The organism is Paenibacillus sp. FSL R10-2782 (genome assembly GCF_038592985.1).
Classification (GTDB): Bacteria; Bacillota; Bacilli; order Paenibacillales; family Paenibacillaceae; genus Paenibacillus; species Paenibacillus terrae_C.
In genome coordinates this window covers 4,175,238-4,193,386 of sequence record NZ_CP151951.1, presented here as the reverse complement: position 1 = coordinate 4,193,386, position 18,149 = coordinate 4,175,238, and the positions used below count along the sequence as shown (strand labels likewise).

20 protein-coding genes are annotated in these 18,149 nt (G+C 48.1%); 13 read left to right on the top strand and 7 right to left on the bottom strand.

Annotated features, from left to right (window positions below; genetic code table 11):
- Positions 1-143: 143 nt before the first annotated feature.
- Complete coding sequence (locus NST83_RS18960) at positions 144-320, bottom strand: hypothetical protein (RefSeq protein ID WP_157136339.1); 177 nt, start codon at positions 318-320, stop codon at positions 144-146.
- A gap of 214 nt (positions 321-534) precedes the next feature.
- On the opposite strand from NST83_RS18960, the gene NST83_RS18955 reads away from it, so the two are divergent.
- From NST83_RS18955 to NST83_RS18935, 5 genes are all read left to right on the top strand, one after another.
- Positions 535-1,173, top strand: coding sequence for a hypothetical protein (locus NST83_RS18955; RefSeq protein WP_342415270.1), 639 nt, complete (start codon positions 535-537; stop codon positions 1,171-1,173).
- A complete protein-coding gene (locus NST83_RS18950) occupies positions 1,163-1,276 on the top strand; it encodes a putative holin-like toxin (RefSeq protein WP_342415269.1) in 114 nt (37 codons plus the stop codon). Before NST83_RS18955 ends, NST83_RS18950 begins: the two co-directional genes overlap by 11 nt.
- A gap of 383 nt (positions 1,277-1,659) precedes the next feature.
- Complete coding sequence (locus NST83_RS18945; RefSeq protein WP_137060036.1) at positions 1,660-2,142, top strand: hypothetical protein; 483 nt, start codon at positions 1,660-1,662, stop codon at positions 2,140-2,142.
- Positions 2,143-2,278: 136 nt separating this feature from the next.
- Positions 2,279-2,770 carry a hypothetical protein gene (locus tag NST83_RS18940; protein WP_137060035.1) on the top strand — a complete coding sequence of 164 codons (492 nt, stop codon included), beginning with the start codon at positions 2,279-2,281 and terminating at the stop codon, positions 2,768-2,770.
- Between the two features lie 107 nt (positions 2,771-2,877).
- Complete coding sequence (locus tag NST83_RS18935) at positions 2,878-3,273, top strand: hypothetical protein (protein ID WP_170970714.1); 396 nt, start codon at positions 2,878-2,880, stop codon at positions 3,271-3,273.
- 76 nt (positions 3,274-3,349) lie between these two features.
- On the opposite strand, the gene NST83_RS18930 is transcribed toward NST83_RS18935, so the two are convergent.
- The 3 genes from NST83_RS18930 to NST83_RS18920 form a co-directional block, all read right to left on the bottom strand.
- The gene (locus NST83_RS18930; protein ID WP_342415268.1) at positions 3,350-4,705 is read right to left on the bottom strand and encodes a dipeptidase; all 1,356 of its coding nucleotides are present in this window, start codon (positions 4,703-4,705) and stop codon (positions 3,350-3,352) included.
- Positions 4,706-4,894: 189 nt separating this feature from the next.
- Positions 4,895-5,071: a YjfB family protein gene (locus NST83_RS18925; protein WP_137060033.1), complete on the bottom strand. Its 177-nt coding sequence runs from the start codon at positions 5,069-5,071 to the stop codon at positions 4,895-4,897.
- A 53-nt stretch (positions 5,072-5,124) separates the two neighbouring features.
- A complete protein-coding gene (locus tag NST83_RS18920) occupies positions 5,125-7,104 on the bottom strand; it encodes a methyl-accepting chemotaxis protein (protein ID WP_342415267.1) in 1,980 nt (659 codons plus the stop codon).
- A gap of 165 nt (positions 7,105-7,269) precedes the next feature.
- On the opposite strand from NST83_RS18920, the gene NST83_RS18915 reads away from it, so the two are divergent.
- Positions 7,270-7,686 carry a hypothetical protein gene (locus tag NST83_RS18915; protein WP_342415266.1) on the top strand — a complete coding sequence of 139 codons (417 nt, stop codon included), beginning with the start codon at positions 7,270-7,272 and terminating at the stop codon, positions 7,684-7,686.
- Positions 7,687-7,846: 160 nt separating this feature from the next.
- On the opposite strand, the gene NST83_RS18910 is transcribed toward NST83_RS18915, so the two are convergent.
- Both NST83_RS18910 and NST83_RS18905 read right to left on the bottom strand, forming a co-directional pair.
- Positions 7,847-8,974, bottom strand: a complete 1,128-nt coding sequence (locus NST83_RS18910; RefSeq protein WP_342415265.1) for an SGNH/GDSL hydrolase family protein — start codon at positions 8,972-8,974, stop codon at positions 7,847-7,849.
- Between the two features lie 224 nt (positions 8,975-9,198).
- Positions 9,199-9,912: a GT-D fold domain-containing glycosyltransferase gene (locus NST83_RS18905; RefSeq protein WP_342415264.1), complete on the bottom strand. Its 714-nt coding sequence runs from the start codon at positions 9,910-9,912 to the stop codon at positions 9,199-9,201.
- A gap of 238 nt (positions 9,913-10,150) precedes the next feature.
- Between NST83_RS18905 and NST83_RS18900 the strand changes: the two genes are divergently transcribed.
- From NST83_RS18900 to NST83_RS18880, 5 genes are all read left to right on the top strand, one after another.
- Complete coding sequence (locus tag NST83_RS18900) at positions 10,151-10,858, top strand: glycosyltransferase (protein ID WP_137060028.1); 708 nt, start codon at positions 10,151-10,153, stop codon at positions 10,856-10,858.
- A 19-nt stretch (positions 10,859-10,877) separates the two neighbouring features.
- A complete protein-coding gene (locus tag NST83_RS18895) occupies positions 10,878-11,858 on the top strand; it encodes a polysaccharide biosynthesis protein (protein ID WP_342415263.1) in 981 nt (326 codons plus the stop codon).
- 2 nt (positions 11,859-11,860) lie between these two features.
- Entirely contained in the window at positions 11,861-13,210 is a 1,350-nt protein-coding gene (locus NST83_RS18890; RefSeq protein ID WP_342415262.1) for a nucleotide sugar dehydrogenase, read from the top strand.
- Complete coding sequence (locus NST83_RS18885; protein WP_342415261.1) at positions 13,203-14,033, top strand: methyltransferase domain-containing protein; 831 nt, start codon at positions 13,203-13,205, stop codon at positions 14,031-14,033. Before NST83_RS18890 ends, NST83_RS18885 begins: the two co-directional genes overlap by 8 nt.
- 89 nt (positions 14,034-14,122) lie before the next feature.
- A complete protein-coding gene (locus tag NST83_RS18880) occupies positions 14,123-15,241 on the top strand; it encodes a glycosyltransferase family 2 protein (protein WP_342417999.1) in 1,119 nt (372 codons plus the stop codon).
- Here the strand turns inward: NST83_RS18880 and NST83_RS18875 are convergent.
- The gene (locus NST83_RS18875) at positions 15,233-16,111 is read right to left on the bottom strand and encodes a DUF72 domain-containing protein (RefSeq protein WP_342417998.1); all 879 of its coding nucleotides are present in this window, start codon (positions 16,109-16,111) and stop codon (positions 15,233-15,235) included. The genes NST83_RS18880 and NST83_RS18875 overlap by 9 nt on opposite strands.
- A 233-nt stretch (positions 16,112-16,344) precedes the next feature.
- On the opposite strand from NST83_RS18875, the gene NST83_RS18870 reads away from it, so the two are divergent.
- Entirely contained in the window at positions 16,345-17,088 is a 744-nt protein-coding gene (locus NST83_RS18870) for a class I SAM-dependent methyltransferase (RefSeq protein WP_342415260.1), read from the top strand.
- 23 nt (positions 17,089-17,111) lie between these two features.
- Positions 17,112-18,134 carry an MBL fold metallo-hydrolase gene (locus NST83_RS18865; protein ID WP_342415259.1) on the top strand — a complete coding sequence of 341 codons (1,023 nt, stop codon included), beginning with the start codon at positions 17,112-17,114 and terminating at the stop codon, positions 18,132-18,134.
- Positions 18,135-18,149: the final 15 nt, after the last annotated feature.

Here is an 18,149-nt window from a genome sequence, read left to right as displayed (position 1 = left end):
CAGTGTAAACCGTTAACGGCTGATGTTAAGAACGATTCACAGATAAAATATAATCCATTTCCTTTCAAACACCGTTGATCGAATCACGTTACCAAAAATCAAAAAATCCTTGAGCACTTATACGCTCAAGGATTTTTATTTCTCTATTTTATAAGTTTAATGAGTTGAATTTGAGATTGTTTGGGCAGAGAATCGGAGTGTTCATATACACTGATCAAATAACTGACAACATCATTTTCATTACTTAAACCTAACTCTGTTTTTATGGATTGTAATTTTTCTTTTATATCTTCATACACCATAACACTTTTTCTTTCCAAAATGGATTCGCCTCCCTAAGAGAAAATATATCACACGAATGAATTCAAAAAAACGAAAATGAATTGAAAAAGGACATTTTTGTGTTCAAAAACAATTGACTATGTATTCTAAAATGGTTATTATGAATGCATAATAGGTATAAATGAATTCAAATATATATAGAAATGGCCTCTGGAAATTATTTTTTATAAATTAAAATGAAGGATGAGCCATATGACGAATAAAACAAAGGTCAACAAATTAGCCATCAAGGACATTGTACGTATGGAGCAGGTTTGGGAAGAAGAAAACGATGACACAGGCTTATACTACTACCATATTACAGATGTCCTTAACCGAAAATGGCAGACCATCGGGTTAAACGTATCAGACGCCATTCAAGTGTTTGAAAACGGAAATGATGACGTGTGGACACGTATTATTAAGCCAGCTCCATTTAACTTTAATCTTACTGCTAACGATTTAATCAATATCCTCGAAATCGGACCTGATGATTGGAGTATTCGTAATGCTATCCAAATCATACTGAATACGGTTGAAAGACGCAATGAATTCATCAGCAAAATTAAAAATATAAACTTACATGATATTGCTAATGTACTCTATAAAATGAAAAGCCAGTATCTCCGGTACGCTCAACTCCCTAATGAAGAATTCATCAAAATGTATGTTGCGAACCCAGTGGAGGCATTGTCTGTTTATTTCCTTGAGACTGTTGATGTGCATACTTTTTGGGAGTGGCGTGACGCTGGTGGTACATATGAAAAGGCTATTGAGTATAAACGAGATCAACTAGACATGACTCTCATTCAAGCTGTTGAAAGAGCAGAAGATCAAGCTTGTGGAGGTTAAAGATGCTCTGACATTAATGATGTTGTTCGGTACGTTATTAGTTACGTTAATCGGATTAATCGTCACCATTGTTATTGCACTGAACCAAAACAAAAAGAAATAAACGGCATACTCTGGCAAGGTGACGAAAAAAATGATTACACCGCTGAAATATGTAGGAATTTGTGCAAAAGTGTTGTAATATATAGGGAAGGAAGAAACTACCATTAGATCATTCGCCCACATGAATGATTAATATAGAAGGCTGTACCACAAAGTGATAAAAAGATAAAAATGCATTTTGTGATAGTTTAAGGAGGCGAGTATAGATCCCTGCGAAATCACTGATCAGGATATAGACAAAATGGAAGGTGACTCGGGTTTTGAGTTATACTTGTATTAAAAGGATCACAATTCAGAAAAGCTTGTTGCTCCAGGTAGCAGTAAGTGGCTTTTGCTTAGGTCTACCTGTGGTATATTCTTGATCGGAGGTGAACGGGGAGACATATGACACAAAACGAACATTTGATGACCTATACGCTGAACAGCGGCATAAAGGGAACAGTCGACCTATCCAATAAGCAGGTTCAGGAATGGATAAAAGCATATCGAATTGGCAGCAAGTTTGTAACGGTAGTTGGTAAACAGTATTTTGGTTTGAATCCTGAATTGGTAGCAGATTTTAAGGTACATAATGAATACTCGGAGCAGCGGGATCATATATCCATGATACAGCCTGCAGTGGTAAGTAAAGCTGTAGACGTAGACCCGTTGGCAGAGGCATACAGTCAGTATAAAACGTTGATTCAGGTAGAGTGCAAATGCGGAGCTTCCTATATAGAAGAGTCGCCGCATAAAAGGACCAAGTGGTCATGCAAGGAATGCAATAACATTGTGTTCCTGGATCGTAAAAAGGGTATGGTGGATACGGAAAAAGGCAAGGCGTGGTACATGACCAACAAATACTATGTGGAAAGACAAAGCAACTGACATCTGTCAGTTGCTTTTATTCTATATGTCCATTCCCTGAGCTTTATAATTCAGCTTTAACCTTTTGCCAAATAATAAAATTGATGTTTTTTGCGCTTTGTAGTACATTATCAAGTGTATTATAAGGAGGCTTCCCATGTACGGACATAGACAAGATGATACTTTATACATCATGACTTACACATTAAATAGCGGTATCAAGGGCACGGTGCCTTTGTCTAATCAACAGATACAGGAATGGCTTGAGTGTTACAGAATCGGCAAGAAATTTGTAACCGAGATTGGCAAAGAGTACTTTGGGCTGCATGCGGAACTGGTGGCTGATTTTAAAGTTCATAATCAATATTCAAGCTATCAGGAAGTCATTATCCCGGTTCAGCAGCCTGATACGGGCTTGAAAGAGCTCTCCCAAGCTTACAAATCGACAGAAACCTTGATCAAAGTAGATTGCAAATGCGGCACCTCGTATGTAACGGAATCTCCATTTAAGCGGACCAAGTGGTACTGCACCAAATGCCGGGAAATTGTTTTTCTCGACAACAAAAAGGGAATGGTTGACACTTCCAGAGGCAAGGCTCATTATATGACCAATAAGTATTTTGTGGAGCGGGAAACAACTGGCGTATAAGCCGGTTGTTTTTTTGTATATGATTGAAGCATACTCGATAAAAAGATAACGATAGTCAGGTGGTGAACGTCATCCGGGAACATCATACGAACGGCGCAAGGAATCGCATGAGCACGAACAGTGTGTACATAAACGAAACACTTCATTTGGAACAAATGATAAGTGACCTGCGGGTGATGGGCTATGTGGCTTTTCATCATCATCCGCAAATTACAGGTGAGCTTGAAGATCCGAAAAAGCTGGAAGAACTGAAAAAGCAACTATTGTCGTTTTTTCAACAGCATCATGTATTGTGGATCGAGCTTGACCCGCTAACGCAATATGCGGTGGTGAACAACATGGGGAAGGCCACGGTGTTGAAACTTATGGGTCGGAAAATGAACCCGCTGCGTGATCTGAGAGCGAACGCTGCTTTGGCCGGGCAACCGCTTCACGAGTTGGATCGGGAAATAGAGCGGTTGAATCGGCTGGTTCATCTGTTGCGCTACACCCGTTTTTCTTAGGCGACGGCAGCCAATGTAAAAAAGCATTCACGAAGCATGGTTGATCACATGCCGTGAATGCTTTTTTGGTATCAGCTTACACAGATTTCAAAAACTCCACGATGGTTAGCAAACCCTTATCGAAATTTTCCAAATTAAAATGCTCATTCGGCGCGTGTAAGTTCTCATCCGGCAAGCCGAAGCCCATCAATACGACGGGTGCGGTTAGCACACGGGAGAAGGTTTCCACGATAGGGATGGAGCCGCCGTCCTTGGTAAACAGGGCGCGTACACCATATACCTTTTCAAAAGCATCCGCCGCTGCTTGCAGAAATGCGTGTGACGGGTCGATGTTAAAGGCGTTTGCTTTTTCACCCTGCTGGATGTTCACCGTGGCACCTGTCGGAACATGGGCGCGCAGATGGCGCTCGATTTTGTCCAGAATGTCCTGCGGATTCTGGTTGGCAACCAGGCGGCACGTAATTTTCGCATGAGCTTCCTTCGGAATGACCGTCTTCGTGCCTTCACCCTGGAAGCCGCCATACACGCCGTTCAGCTCCAGCGTCGGACGTGCCCCGACACGCTCGACGAAGCTGAATCCTTCTTCGCCGTAGAGGGAATCAAGCGCAAGATCCTTTTGCAGCTTGCTCTCATTAAAATCTTGCTTCATGAACTCTGCTCTCATCTCCGCCGATAGCGGCGCGACATCATCGTAGAAGCCGTCGATGCTGACGCGTCCCTTGTCGTCATGCAGCGTTGCCAGCAAGGACACCAGAGCATGCAGCGCGTTCGGTACACCGCCGCCAAAGGAGCCGGAATGCAAATCCGTATTGGCGGTGTGGATCGCAACTTCCAGTGAGCACAATCCGCGCAGACCTGTGCAAATGGCAGGCTTGCCTTTTTCGATCAGGGAGGTGTCGGATACCAGTACAGCGTCGGCAGTCAGACGGTCGGCACTTGTCTGCAAAAACTCAAGCAGGTTTGGACTGGACACTTCTTCTTCGCCTTCGATGCAAAATTTGATGTTCAGCGGCAACTTGCCTTCCTGCTTCAAAATGGCTTCGACCGCCTTAATGTGCAAGAATACCTGGCCCTTATCGTCTGTAGCTCCGCGAGCATACAGCTTTCCATCACGGATCGACGACTCGAACGGTGGAGTTTCCCACAGGTGAAGGGGATCGACCGGCTGTACATCATAGTGGCCGTACACGAGGATCGTCGGTTTGCCAGGCGCATGCAGATAATCCGCGTACACCAGCGGATGGCCTTTAGTCGGAATAATTTCAACGTTCTCCAGCCCGGCAGACGTCAGTTTGGCAGCAAGCCAATCGGCTGCTTTGTTAATGTCACCTTTGTGCTCGGATAATGCGGAAATACTTGGAATGGACAACCATTCCTTCAGCTCATCAAGCTGCTGCTCTCTGACCTTTTCAAAATATGCAGAATAACTCATGATTTATGTATCCTCCTCTTTCAATGTGCATTTTTTTGCTATATCCTCCGAATCAAGGCCGTGGATAATATGTATAGTTTACTACGTTTTGCGTCGAACGAAAAATCATGATGGTCGATGTGATAAAAAAAGACGATCTGCTCCGGTCCGTTTAGACCCGAACAGATCGCCCATCCAATAGCGGTAAAGCTACGCTCGAAGGTCCAGTTGACCCCCGAGATGAGGCTGTACGCTTTTCTCCATCATCTGGATCAGTGCTTGTCCCTGTTCACCAGCTTGATCCTTAGCCATACTCAATACCTTCACGCTTACGGCTTGCGCCAAGCTGGCCTGGCTCATACCCGTTGATAATGCTGCGATATCCATGTTTTCATTCCTCCTTTGTCGTGAAGACTCTTACTATTTATCGGTCAGAACTGTTATTTTATTTCATCCAATTGGAATTGTGCCAGCAAATCCTGGAGCTGTTCTGCCAGCCGGGTTAATTCTGCGGCAGAGGAACCGATCTCTTCCATGGAGGCGAGCTGTTCCTCTGCAGCCGCAGATACCGTCTCGGTATGGGATGCGGCTTCTTCGGCAATACGTGTAATTTCCTCCATACTTCCGACTACTGCACTTGTTCCTTGTGCTACTCCTGCTGTAGAAGCTGAGACGTTGTCGAGTTGCTTCGCCGATTTAACGATCGCTCTACGAATACGGGAGAAGGAGCGGCCGGACAGGTCAACCGAATTGGTGCCTTCGCTTACGCGTTCTTTGGCAGATTCCATTGCGGTCAGGGCCTCGGATACGCCGTTTTGAATACCTTGAATTTGCTCACGGATTTGTTGTGCCGAATGAGCGGAGTTTTCCGCCAGCTTGCGGACTTCAGTTGCTACGACAGCAAAGCCTTTACCATGCTCCCCGGCGCGTGCTGCTTCAATAGAAGCGTTCAGGGCAAGCAAATTGGTCTGGCTGGCGATTTCTGTAATGACGGTGACAATGGTTCCGATCCGTCCAGATCTCTCACTCAATGCGCCGATAATCGTATCCAGTTCTTCCACTGTTGTGCGAATGCCGTCAATGGAGACGACACTATTGCCGATATGTTCACTGCCTGTATCCGACGCCTGAATGGCCTGAGAAGAGAACGTGGTCATTTCAGTCATGGCCTCGGTCATAGCCGTGATATCTGTTGACATGCCTGACACACGATCCTGATTTTCTTTGGCGCTGTTGGCCTGTCTCTCGCTGCCTGCGGCCACATCCTGAATGGCTTCGGTCACATGCTCAATCGCGCGGGTTGTTTGTTCTGCACCTGCGGCGAGCTCTTGCGAGGAGGCCGACAGATTGCCAGTCATGGCTTGGATTTCTCTGATCATGTTACGCAGGCTATCCACCGTTTTTTGAAAATATCTCGATAATTCGCCGATTTCATCTGTGCTGTTCGTAGCGACATTGATGGAAAGATTGCCTTGGCTGATAGCATCCATAGAATTACGCAATCTTTGGATCGGTTTGAGTATACTGCTGATTAGCCACAGCGCCAGCACACCGATGACGATAGCTGAAATGACCAGCACCACGATGGTCGTGATGAGGATCGGTTTGGCGGAGGCACTTGTTTCCGACTTGTCCATCGTTCCAGCAATTTTCCAGCCGGTCAGAGCATTAGTTTTAAAAATCAGGCTTTTGGATACGCCATTCAGATCATAATTAAAGCTGCCTTCCTTGGAGGCAAACAGTTGCGACAGTTTTTCCCCCAATTGGGTACTTCCGCTGACTTCTGTCGGGTGAGTAACGATACGCTTGGTGGTATCCAATATCATGACATAGCCCTGCTGCCCGATTTTTAAATTCGTAATTTCCTTTAAATTATTCAGGTTCAGGGAAAGACCGAGAACACCGCTATTGTCAGGAAGCGTACGTGAAATATACACAACGGCGACCTTAGTCGTATTGAGTCCGACAGGGCTGATTACAGTTTGTCCGGGTTTCTCCATGGCCTGTTTGTACCACGGACGCTCACGAGGATCGTTTGTGGAGCCTACGGCTTTGCCAATAATGAGTTTTCCTTCGGGAGTTCCTACGAACATATCGAGGGCTTCCGCATGCATTTTCAAATAGATTTGCAGTTCTGTCAGAATGGCTGCATCTGCTTCTGGACTGCTGTTACTAGCTGTCATCGTAGTAGCGTAATATTCGATATCTGCAATTTTAGCTTGAATCGTCTGAGCCACCGCACGGTCGGCTGCGGTAACGCTAGTTGTCGCACTGTCCATTAATTGTTGGTCTGTCTGATTATACGCTGCCTGATAAGAAAAAGAGCTGACAATAATGCTAGGAACAAGCATGACCAGCAGGAATGCCGCAGTCAATTTTTTGCGTAGTGTTAAAGTTTTCAGTCGTTTCAGTTGTTTCATCAAACCCCCTGCTTTCTATGTGCATTTCATTTCTAAAATGCATAATGTATGTATTTACTATCGGTTATTTTAAGCGGATTTGATAGATTTATTACTAATTTGTCCAAGTCAAAGAAGAATTGCTTGCATAGTATGGAGTATCTTGCAATTTGGAGGGATTAAACAATGGGTTTTTTTCTGGATATGAGAAGTTCCACAAATTCATCCAAAACAGGTGAGGGTCCCGATATCCAGCTGGGTCCTGAACCGGAGCGGTTTGGTTTGATTACCCTGCGAACTTTTCTTGTACCGAGTCCGATTGTGACTTTTAGCGGTTCCATTGGGCTGATTGGTGAACTGGGTGATACGTATGCGGTTGAAATCGTACGTGGCACCGATTATAATCCGAGCGAGGTAGTCTATCGAGCCGAAGGGGTATTGGGAGCTACAGGGGTTAATGAAACGCAAGCTTTTAATGCACAGGATCTTTCCGCGCCATGGGTGATACAAACGGTGTATTCCTCTTATATTTCCGGTGTATCGACGACGGTTCGTAATGGTCCGGAGGTATTTACTGGCATCGCTTCGACTCCATTTTTCTAAATATATCAGACGAGTATTTCCTTATTAAGACCTTGCCGCCTGTTCATGGTTCTCCTATGATGGTCAACAACAACACCCAGAACACAAATATCCTGGGTGTTGTGACGTTATGTTTACTTCATGAGCGTGGTTCAACAGAGTTGATTCTGCTTCATGGATTCTAATTCTTTAAAATTTCTCGCAAATACCCTGTCAACTCATTTGCCGCTTTGGTATGGGCGAGAAGCCCTGGATGGCTGCGAGACCCTAACGTTTCTTCCGTCGTGTTAGGCAGTTGGAACACGGACACATTCCGATCCCTCGTTCTTTTCTTGTACGCGTCTACCGCCCGGTAGATCGCTGGCATCATCGGAGTACCAAGCATCCCATAGGCCCACACAATATGGGCAGCAGGATTACAGGCCCGAAGCTTGACAAGAAAATTTTTGGTAGCGTTTTCAAAAGCTTGTAAATCTTCTTCATTGAATGTTCCGTCCTCGTTCAAGCGTTGCTTGTACACTTTCCCGCTTGCTGGGTCCGTCCATGCGGGAGAATAGAAGGCGCCCCCGTCATTAGTCCCCAAATTCACCACGACCACATCCGGCTGCCATGAGGTAAAATCATGATCGGAAAGTGCCCCTAATGCTTCATTTCTCTCCCCGGTGAGCATACCACATATCTGCTCATAATATGCGGGTATGTTCGCATGCGGATTATTATCCCAACTCGTCAGGACACCCCATCCGCTTTGTGACAATACTCGGTAATCGGCATTCAGTGCTTCGGCAGTTATGGCAGAATAATTATGTAGTGCCGTGAACAACATGGGAACCCAGTCTGTCTCCTCCCTTGCTCCAATTGCTCCTTCTCCCGAGGTAATGCTGTCACCGATAAATTCCACCTTGTAGGGCTTATCGGTGACCGGCAACAATTCTCCGTCAATCCTCAGGGCATGAATTTGCAGCAAGATGCGCGAGTCAAAACTCATAGGCTGGACGTCCTTGACCACCCGGACATTTTTAACCCTGTCAGGATTCATTCCTCTCAAAAGACAAATCCAATGCCGTCCTGCGGTCACCATCAAGCGACTCATCGGGGCACCATTGATGACAATACTGATCCAGTGCTCATACACCTGGTAATCGGCCTCAATTTCAATCCACAGCTCCGAGCCCTTCATATTCAATTCAATGCCGCTGCCTGTCCAAAACAGAGTTAGTGGTTTAAGTGCTTGCGTAGTTCGACCATGAACCTTTACATGCTTAGCTTTTGGAAGTGGATATGTCTTCAATTTATTGTTATGTGTCATTTACGATATCCTCCTCATGATCTCCAATTTAATGCTTGTTTCTATAATATTGTAAAATAAGTGACGTGAAATCTCAAAGTCTATTTTTAAGCAAGTAAGGTTTCGAGGCTTTATATAGATATTCCATGCGCCCCGGATTTTAGGACGGTTTGTGATAGCCAAAAGCACCAGCAAATCTTGAATTTGCTGGTGCTTTTTTTGATATGAGAAGCAGAGGCTATCCATTAATTCGCTTTGCCGAACATCACGATGTTAATCGCCTTGCCGAAGTCTATCCCTACTTTGCCAGTGAGTTCTGCCGTTTTTTGTGCCAGTACGACCGCATTGACCCCGCAGGAGAATAGCCCAATATCAAAGTCATCTTTATGCTCTGTGATCCACTGGAGCGTTTCATCCATTTGTTCATATTGATGAAATGCAAGTGTGTGCGAGATATGCAGTTGATACGGCTCAGCTTCAAGGACGGGCTTCACTTCGGCGGCTGTTCGGGTGACGAGCAGTATGCGTCGATGTTTCAGCATGTCCCAGAAAGCGGGTGTCTCAGCCAAATACCGGTTCAGGCAGGCATGGCAGGTCAGCGCGGGAGAGAGGCCGTAGTGAGTAAAAACCTGGTCAGTCAGCTCTCGCTTCATATAGGATGGCGCTTTAATAGATACGTCATCGTATGGCAGGATGCCAGCAATATCGGCTTTACGTACTGCCTCTGCCACCTCATCTCGCAATTCCGTATTCGGCAGGAACAGTCCTTTTTGCCCAAGATTGGCTTTGATTGCCCATCGTTCCTGCAACACCTTTCCCATCGGCCATACGGTATCCTGAGACAAAATCAAATTTTCGCCATCCCCGATACGAATGAATGAGAAGGGCTGCTGTTGATCCAGTGCCAGTTTTAGGTGATTCAGTACCTCATCGATCTCCAGATACTTTGGCTTAGTCATATATGCTTCCTCCCTGTCTATCTATTGCTGATTTGAAATCGCTCTTGGGATTGCTGCAAAATGCTCAATGGTACAAAACTCTGTATTCTATCATATGTCGAAAGCAGCAAGATTTTTGTATGATCGGCTATTCATTTTTGGATTCTACCTATTTTTGAAAGAGTTGATGCATTTGTACGTGCCGTTTCCCCAGCAGTTCCATAACTTGTGAAGAGACGGTTGAAAGGGAGGAAGATGAATGAATCGCAAGATTGTCATAGAGATTAATTTTAATAACTACGGGATGAATCCCAATCGGCTGACACGGGAGTGGATCAGCGAGCGGTTGGATGTATTCAGAACCTTTACACTGCGCAGCTTGCTTAGTCAGACGAATGCGGATTTCTTGTCTGTCGTCAAGCTGGCAGGTGGATGCAGCGACATCGTGGAGGAGGAACTGGCCGAGCGTGAGCCAATCCCCGGCCACATCCGCTTCGGTACGAGCATCGAAAGCAAGCGTCGCATTCACGCATATATCGAAGGCACGGACGAACTGCTAATTGCCCGAATTGATTCCGACGATTTGTATCACCAATCGTTTGTACAGCAGTTGCATGATTACGAATTTCAGCCGGATACGGTCGCGCTGGTGAACCAGATGGGTTACCTGTGGGATGCCGTAGAAGGTCAGATGGCACCGGTATTTCACCGTTCGCCCTCCTTTTATGTGTTCCGCTATCAAGCGAAGGATTATCTGGATGATTATCGTATTGTCATTCCCGGTAAGGGTACGCATGGCTATGTAACGGAGCTGCCACATGAGGTCATTCCGCTTCGCAACTATGTAAACGTCATTCATGCCGCGAATACCTCGGTGAAAAAAGTACCGGCAAAGGATCGGCTGACAGAGGATGAAATGAAGGCTGTGCTGGCTGAATTTCTGGGAACAGGCACTGCAAATTCGTAACGGTCAGGAGGAGATTGTATTGTTCAAAGGAAAAAAACTGCTGGTGACCGGAGGAACGGGATCTTGGGGGCAACGTCTGACGACGGAATTGCTCAAGGAGGGGCCAGCGGAAATTCGTATTTTTTCACGAGGTGAATTTGCACAGATTGCCATGCAGCGTCAATTCCAGTCTGATCCCCGGTTGAATTTCGTTATTGGTGATATTCGGGATCTACAAGCATTACAAGAGGCATGTCGCGGGGTGGACTATGTGTTCCATCTGGCGGCGTTGAAGCATGTCCCCGTGTGCGAGAGACAGCCGGAAGAGGCTTTCAAGACGAACGTACACGGTACGCAAAATGTAATTCGGGCCAGCATTGAGCAGGGAGTCACCAAGGTTATTGACGTCTCTACCGACAAGGCAGTTGACCCGGTGAATGTATATGGCATGACGAAGGCGATTGGCGAAAGGCTAATGATTCGTGCCAACGATCTGAGTGAGCGCACCCGTTTTGTGTGCATTCGCGGCGGCAATGTGCTGGGTACGAGCGGAAGTGTTGTTCCGCTGTTCAAGCGCCAGATTGCGGAAGGGCAGGATTTGACGCTGACCAGTCCTGATATGACCCGTTTTTTCCTCACGCTTGGAGAGGCTATTGGCTTGCTGCTGAAGGCTTCTGTGGCGGCGATTGGTGGAGAGACGCTGGTTATGAAAATGAAAGGCTGCAACATTGCAGATCTGGCGGAAGTGATGAAGGAGCAGGCAGGTCAGCCAGCGCTGAAGTTGAAGGGTATCGGCATACGTAGTGGGGAAAAGCTGCACGAAGTGCTGATTTCTCCTTATGAGGTGCCGTACACATACCGCTATGATGATCGTTATTTTGTCATTCTCCCACAGCAGGCAGACAAGCGATTACTGAGCCAGTACGGAGGGCTGGAGCGTGTGAGCTTTGATCAATACCGCTCGGACGATGAGTTAATGGACCGCGCAGGCATTGCCGAGCTATTGCGAGGCATGGAGTAACGATGAGAGAGGTGGGTATTTTGCAACTTATAGATAAAATAAGCAAAGGCACGGTAAAGGTTGCGGTGATCGGCCTTGGTTACGTGGGACTGCCGATGGCTGTGGAAATGGCACGAGCTGGTTATGAGGTGTACGGTGTGGATTCAGATCCGGCCAAAGTAGCCAAGCTGCTTCAAGGACAATCGTACATCATAGATATTGGCGATGATGCGTTGGAGGGGCTGATCGGGCAGCGTCTGTATCCGGTTACGGATGTTAAGGTGCTGGAGCATTCGGATATCGTTGTCATCTGTGTGCCTACGCCACTGACGGATGAGCATCAGCCGGATACTTCTTATATTGAAACGGCTATCGACCAGGCAATCCCCTATTTGCGTAAACAGACGCTAATCATTTTGGAAAGCACGACGTATCCGGGAACAACGGAGGAACTGATCCGTCCAGTGATTGAACAGCGCAGGGACTGGACGATAGGTCAGGATTTTTACGTGTGTTTTTCACCGGAGCGCGTCGATCCGGGCAGTGTTTATTTTAACATTCGGAACACGCCCAAGGTGATCGGTGGCTGTACGTCGGATTGCTTGGCAGCAGGAGTAGCCTTTTACGGCTCCTTTCTGGAGCAAATGGTTCCGGTCAGCTCGACAACCGTTGCGGAAGCCGCGAAGCTATTCGAGAATACGTTCCGCAGCGTTAACATCGGATTGGTCAATGAGCTGACGTCGGCCTGTGAGAAAATCGGCATCAACATATGGGAGGTACTGGATGCGGCAGCAACGAAGCCCTTCGGCTATATGCCGTTCTATCCGGGGCCTGGTATCGGGGGGCACTGTATTCCGATCGATCCGCTGTATTTGTCATGGAAATCCGAACAGCATGGGTTTCCGCTGGAATTTGTGGACTTGGCAGACCGTATGAATCGGCGTATGCCACTGTATATAGCGGAGCGAATTGAAGCTCTGCTTGCCAAGGAGGGCAAAGCCATGAACAAGGCCGAGATCATTTTAGCGGGCGTTGCCTACAAAAAAGACATTGATGATGTTCGGGAATCCCCTGCTCTTGTCCTGTTTGAGCGCCTAAAGGAGATGGGTGCTGTGGTGAGCTTCACCGACCCGTATGTAAAGAGCTTTAAGCTGAACAGCGAGGTCATCCCATCTCGTGTGGCGGATTCCCGACTGTGGGAAAGTGCAGATATCGTCGTAATCACGACGGATCATTCGGTGCTGGATTACCAGCAACTGGTCGACCATGCGCCACTGGTGTTCGATACACGCAATGCGACGGTGCATTGCACAGGTGGGCATGTCGTGATTCTGGGACAACCCGATGCAGGGGGGGCCACCGCTGTTGGCTAACCGTGATCAAGTGAATGAGCGTTATTACGGGCAGATTAACTCGGAGGAATCCCATGAGGCTACCCGTAGCCGAATCCACTGGATTTGCCGCCATGTGCAGGGTCATACTGTGCTGGATGCTGGATGTAGTCAGGGGATAACGTCTATTTTGCTCGGGCGTGAAGGTTTTGAGGTAACGGCCATTGATTTGGAAGAGGGAAGTATTTCATATGCAAAAAAAGAACTTCGTCAGGAATCTGCACCTGTTCGGGGAAGGGTTCATTTTCATTTAAAGGATATTTCTCTATTCGAACGTCCTCCCGGCGGATTTGACACGATTATTTTAGGCGAGATTTTGGAGCATTACGCACACCCTCATACATTGCTTGCACAAGCCTACCGTTTGCTTCATAAAAAAGGGACGCTCGTCCTTTCCGTACCCTACGGATATCATCCGTTTCACGATCACAAGCGGACCTACTATGCCGGGAGCCTGTCCCGTGTGCTATATCCTTATGTTGATGAACAAGCGCTGGAAGTGCATCACAAATATTTGTGCTTCGCAGGCCGCAAAAAATCGAAAGATATGCGCGAAGTCAATCCGGGGGCAGAGCATTTGGCCCGTTGGATGGAGCTAGACGAGGAACAATTCCGGCTGGTGGAGCAGCAGCATGTTCGCAAAATGAATCAGCGCAAGGCAGCGCTTGACAAGGCGGTACAGCGAATCCGGCATATGGAGGAACGGGCTTTGCCAGCGGAGAGGACTGCACGTCCTGAACAGGTAGGCAAGGCGCAGGGTGAAGGGAAAGGTGCATATACTGATGGCGGGTCTACTGGGAAATAGACCGGGAATACAGCCAACGGTAAAGGGGATGGGTTGAAGTCATGACGACGGAAATGCCCAAGACGCATAGCTGTAGCGCGGAAGGCTCTATAACTAAACCTCCCGTCACCATCAGCTTGTGTATGATTGTGAAAAACGAGGAGCAGACGCTTGCCCGGTGTCTGGATTCGGTGGCGGACCTGATGGATGAAATGATCATTGTGGATACTGGTTCCACGGATCAGACGAAGACCATTGCAGCCCGTTATACGGATCGGCTGTATACATTCGACTGGAACGACGATTTTGCCTCCGCCCGCAACGAATCGTTCGACAAGGCCACTTGTTCCTATATCCTGTGGCTGGATGCGGACGATGTGCTGCTGGAGCCAGATCGGGAGCGCCTGCGTTCCTTGAAGCGGCATTTGTCTACGGCTACGGACATCGACGCGGTGATGATGCCACTCCATCTGGCGGAAGGTGAGCAGGGTGAGCCGTTGTTCACCTCGCGCCGTATTCGTCTCGTAAAGAGGGAGCGCCAATACCGCTGGGCAGGGCGTCTGCATGAGGATCTGGTGATACCCGAGGGGCGAATCGTCCATTCAGATGTGGCTGTAACGCACCGCCGCATGGAAGATCACACGCTCCGTAATCAACGTATTCTTGCCCGCTGGATCAGCGAGACCGACAAGCTGGAGGGACGACTGCTGTATTTTCACGCAAATGAGTGCTTTGATCGCAAGGAATATGCCGAGGCGGCAGAGGCGTTCAATCGCCTGCTGGGTGAGCCGAGCGGCTACCGGGAGGACCGGATTACCGCTTGCGTAAGGTTGGCGGAATGCTATCTTCATCTCGGGGAGCCAGAGCAACAACTGGATATTCTGCTGCGTTCCTTCCGATATGATGTGCCGCAAGCGGACCTGTGCTGCATGATCGGTGACTGGTTTTTTACACGAAAAGAGTGGAGCATAGCCGCCTATTGGTACGAAAAAGCACTGGAGCAGCAGGGTGTGTCTGGTTTGAGAGCTGTTCCGCTGCCCTGCTACTCCTGGCTGCCGCATGTACGACTTAGTCATTGCTGCGCCAATCTGGGCAAGCTGGACGCTTCATATGAGCATAACCAAAAAGCTTTGCGATATTTGCCTGAGGACCCGTATTTGCTGGATAACGAGCGCAAGCTAAGGAGTGCTATTCAAAACCTTTCATCCTCAGCCCGCCCTTCAAAATAGTTCGAGCTGTTCCGGTCCATTGTCCTCTTCCGGTGGCTTGCGGGGTGGAAAGGGTTTAGGCTCCATGCCGAGCATGGTCATGAGCTGCTTGGCGTTAGCGGCGGCATCTCCACCTGAATTGTTGTTGAACATAACGCACACCTCGCGGCTTTGCTGCTCTAGCTCCAGCAATCGGTCCTTCCATTCGGCCAACTCACTCTCATTATACCGATACAGGTAACGAATCTCTCGCCAGTTGGGTGCGGAGCTTTGATTCCAGCCGGACACATTGCGTCCGTGGAGACGTACCACTGTCAGATTGCTGTCCGTAGCCTGCGGCACAATCGGGACGGACCCCAGTCCCGCCTGCGGCTCGTCGCATACGCTGTGTATCCAGCCTTCCTCACGCATAAATGCTAGCGTTTGCTTTCGAAATTCAGGTGTGAACCAGCTTTGATGTCTGAATTCAAGTACGGATGGGACCTCTCCCATCCTTTTTTTCGTGTCCCGCAGTACGGCGACGTTCTCGCGTGTACAGTCGAACCAGGGCGGGTATTGAAACAGCACAGCCTTGAGCTTGCCCGCTTCGCGGAGAGGGTGTATGGAGGTATGCAATGCTTCGTACATGGCATCAGTTGTTTTGAAATAAGGCTGTTTGCCGCGCGTATGCCCGGTCATGCCCTGATAGGCTTTGACGAGAAATGAAAATGAGTCAGGGGTTTCGGTCGCCCAGCGTGCCATACGATCTGTGGGCTGCACGGCATAAAAAGAACTATCCATCTCCACCACTGAAAAATGGCTTCCATAGACGCTTAATTTTTGATTGGCTTTGGTGCCGACCGGATACAGATCATCGTGATCGCCCCAACCCGTAAGTCCGATTTGAATCATAACGTTGCCGCTCCATTCCTTCATGAATAGCATCAAAAGGCGTTCCCTTGATTCATTTTAATGATAAAATGGGATGAATCGCATGAAGCTGGTATGAAGTTCCTACGAATATTTAATATAAGTCGCTTTGTGGATTTTTGCAAAAGCCTTAATCGTAATGTTTTTGAGTTCCAGCTTTAAAAAGCTAATATAGTATGTAATAGAGTGAAATGAGTTCATGGAGGAGAAACAATATGGCAGAATGGTATGAGCAGAGCTTTGGGGAAGATTATTTATTAGTATACAAGCATCGCGATTTTCAGGGGGCCTATCAGGAAGTGCAGAAAATGATCTCTTGGCTCAAATTACCGCAGGGATCCAGCGTATTGGATCTGTGCTGTGGCATGGGACGTCATTCGCTTGCGCTCGCCGATGCCGGCTATAAGGTAACGGGCGTGGATTTGTCCGGTGTGCTGCTGCGTGAGGCACATGCTTCCGATCCCGAAGGACGGGTAAGCTGGCATCAGGGCGATATGAGAGAGGTGCCGCTGGAGGAAAGCTTTGATGCGGTGGTGAATTTGTTTACTTCCTTCGGTTACTTTGAGGAGGACACGGAGCAGCTTAAAGTATTAAAAGAAATTTATCGGCTGTTGAAGCCGAGCGGACGTTTTATTATAGATTATTTGAATCCTGCGTACGTAGCTGCTCATCTGGTGCCGCATTCATCACGGGAGGATGAAGGAAATCAGATTGAGGAGCATCGGGTTATCGAGGACGGATTTGTAAAAAAACAGATCGCCATTCGTTCAATAGGATTAGCGGATGAAGAGCCTGCACGCGTGTATCATGAACGTGTCAAGCTGTACCCGTATGAAAAATTTCGTGCTTTGCTGGAGGAAGCCGGACTGTCTGTAGAGCAGGTACATGGAAGCTATAATGAAGATAAATATATCGAAAATGCATCGCCCCGAATGATTTTTGTCGGCGTGCGTGCTTAATACGGAAAGGCGGATGGGAAGCCATGAGGATGCCGGAGCTGACGCCGTGTGAACGAATAGATGGAGGCTTTCAGGTCAAAATATCCATGTCCTTTCCGCTGCGGTGGGTGAACAGCTATGTGCTGAAGGGACAGGACGGATTTACGATCGTAGACCCCGGCCCGCGCAGTACGGATACGGAGGAGGAATGGGAGCATGTCTTCCAGGAGCTGGGGATGTCCTTCGGTGATATCTCGGACATTGTCGTGACTCATCATCACCCGGATCATTACGGCTTGGCGGGCTGGATGCAGCAGCAAGGTCAGGCTCGTGTACATATGTCAGCGCGGAGCCATAAGGAAGCGATGATGATGTGGGGTCGCCCAGATTTACAAGCGGATATCTCTATGCCGATGGAGCAGAGGCTGCCAAGCTTTTTTGTCCGTCACGGCTTTCCTGTGGAGCAGGTAGCGGCCTTGGAGCTGCACATGCAGCAGGCTCATCTGCAAGTGAATCCACAGCCTGACATCACTGTTATTCCTGTCGGGCAGGCTGCCCGTCTGGAATGGGGTGGACGTAGCTGGCTGCCCATTGAGACAGGGGGGCATGCGCCTGGACATGTCTCTTTGTATGAGCCGGATAGCGGCGTTATTTTGTGCGGTGACGCGGTTTTACCGAGGATTTCGCCTAATATCAGTCTGTTGCCAGGGAGCGATGCCCAGCCCTTGCAGTCTTTTTTAGACGGCTTGCAGCGTCTTGGCGAGCTGGAGGTAGCGTGGGCATATCCGGGGCATCGTAATCCGTTTGGGTACTTTCGTGAACGGACGCAGGCGCTGCTGGAGCATCATGAAGAACGGCTGGACAAGTTCCATGAGTTGATCCAGCCAGAGGGCAGTACAGCCTATGAGCTGTGTATCGCTGTATTCAGTGACAAGCTGGGTATTCACCAGTTGCGGTTTGCCATGTCTGAAACACTGGCCCATCTGGTGGAACTGGAGCGACGTGGTCGGGCCTCGATGAGCGAGACGAACCATACCGCGCGTTTCTATCCACTTTGCGGGAAATAATTGCGGAAAGTTAAC

Coding starts and splice junctions, on each gene's coding strand:
- NST83_RS18955 (WP_342415270.1), top strand. CDS start 535: ATGACGAATAAAACAAAGGTCAACAAATTAGCCATCAAGGACATTGTA.
- NST83_RS18945 (WP_137060036.1), top strand. CDS start 1,660: ATGACACAAAACGAACATTTGATGACCTATACGCTGAACAGCGGCATA.
- NST83_RS18940 (WP_137060035.1), top strand. CDS start 2,279: ATGTACGGACATAGACAAGATGATACTTTATACATCATGACTTACACA.
- NST83_RS18935 (WP_170970714.1), top strand. CDS start 2,878: ATGAGCACGAACAGTGTGTACATAAACGAAACACTTCATTTGGAACAA.
- NST83_RS18930 (WP_342415268.1), bottom strand. CDS start 4,705: ATGAGTTATTCTGCATATTTTGAAAAGGTCAGAGAGCAGCAGCTTGAT.
- NST83_RS18925 (WP_137060033.1), bottom strand. CDS start 5,071: ATGGATATCGCAGCATTATCAACGGGTATGAGCCAGGCCAGCTTGGCG.
- NST83_RS18920 (WP_342415267.1), bottom strand. CDS start 7,104: ATGAAACAACTGAAACGACTGAAAACTTTAACACTACGCAAAAAATTG.
- NST83_RS18915 (WP_342415266.1), top strand. CDS start 7,270: ATGGGTTTTTTTCTGGATATGAGAAGTTCCACAAATTCATCCAAAACA.
- NST83_RS18910 (WP_342415265.1), bottom strand. CDS start 8,974: ATGACACATAACAATAAATTGAAGACATATCCACTTCCAAAAGCTAAG.
- NST83_RS18905 (WP_342415264.1), bottom strand. CDS start 9,912: ATGACTAAGCCAAAGTATCTGGAGATCGATGAGGTACTGAATCACCTA.
- NST83_RS18900 (WP_137060028.1), top strand. CDS start 10,151: ATGAATCGCAAGATTGTCATAGAGATTAATTTTAATAACTACGGGATG.
- NST83_RS18890 (WP_342415262.1), top strand. CDS start 11,861: ATGAGAGAGGTGGGTATTTTGCAACTTATAGATAAAATAAGCAAAGGC.
- NST83_RS18875 (WP_342417998.1), bottom strand. CDS start 16,111: ATGATTCAAATCGGACTTACGGGTTGGGGCGATCACGATGATCTGTAT.
- NST83_RS18870 (WP_342415260.1), top strand. CDS start 16,345: ATGGCAGAATGGTATGAGCAGAGCTTTGGGGAAGATTATTTATTAGTA.
- NST83_RS18865 (WP_342415259.1), top strand. CDS start 17,112: ATGAGGATGCCGGAGCTGACGCCGTGTGAACGAATAGATGGAGGCTTT.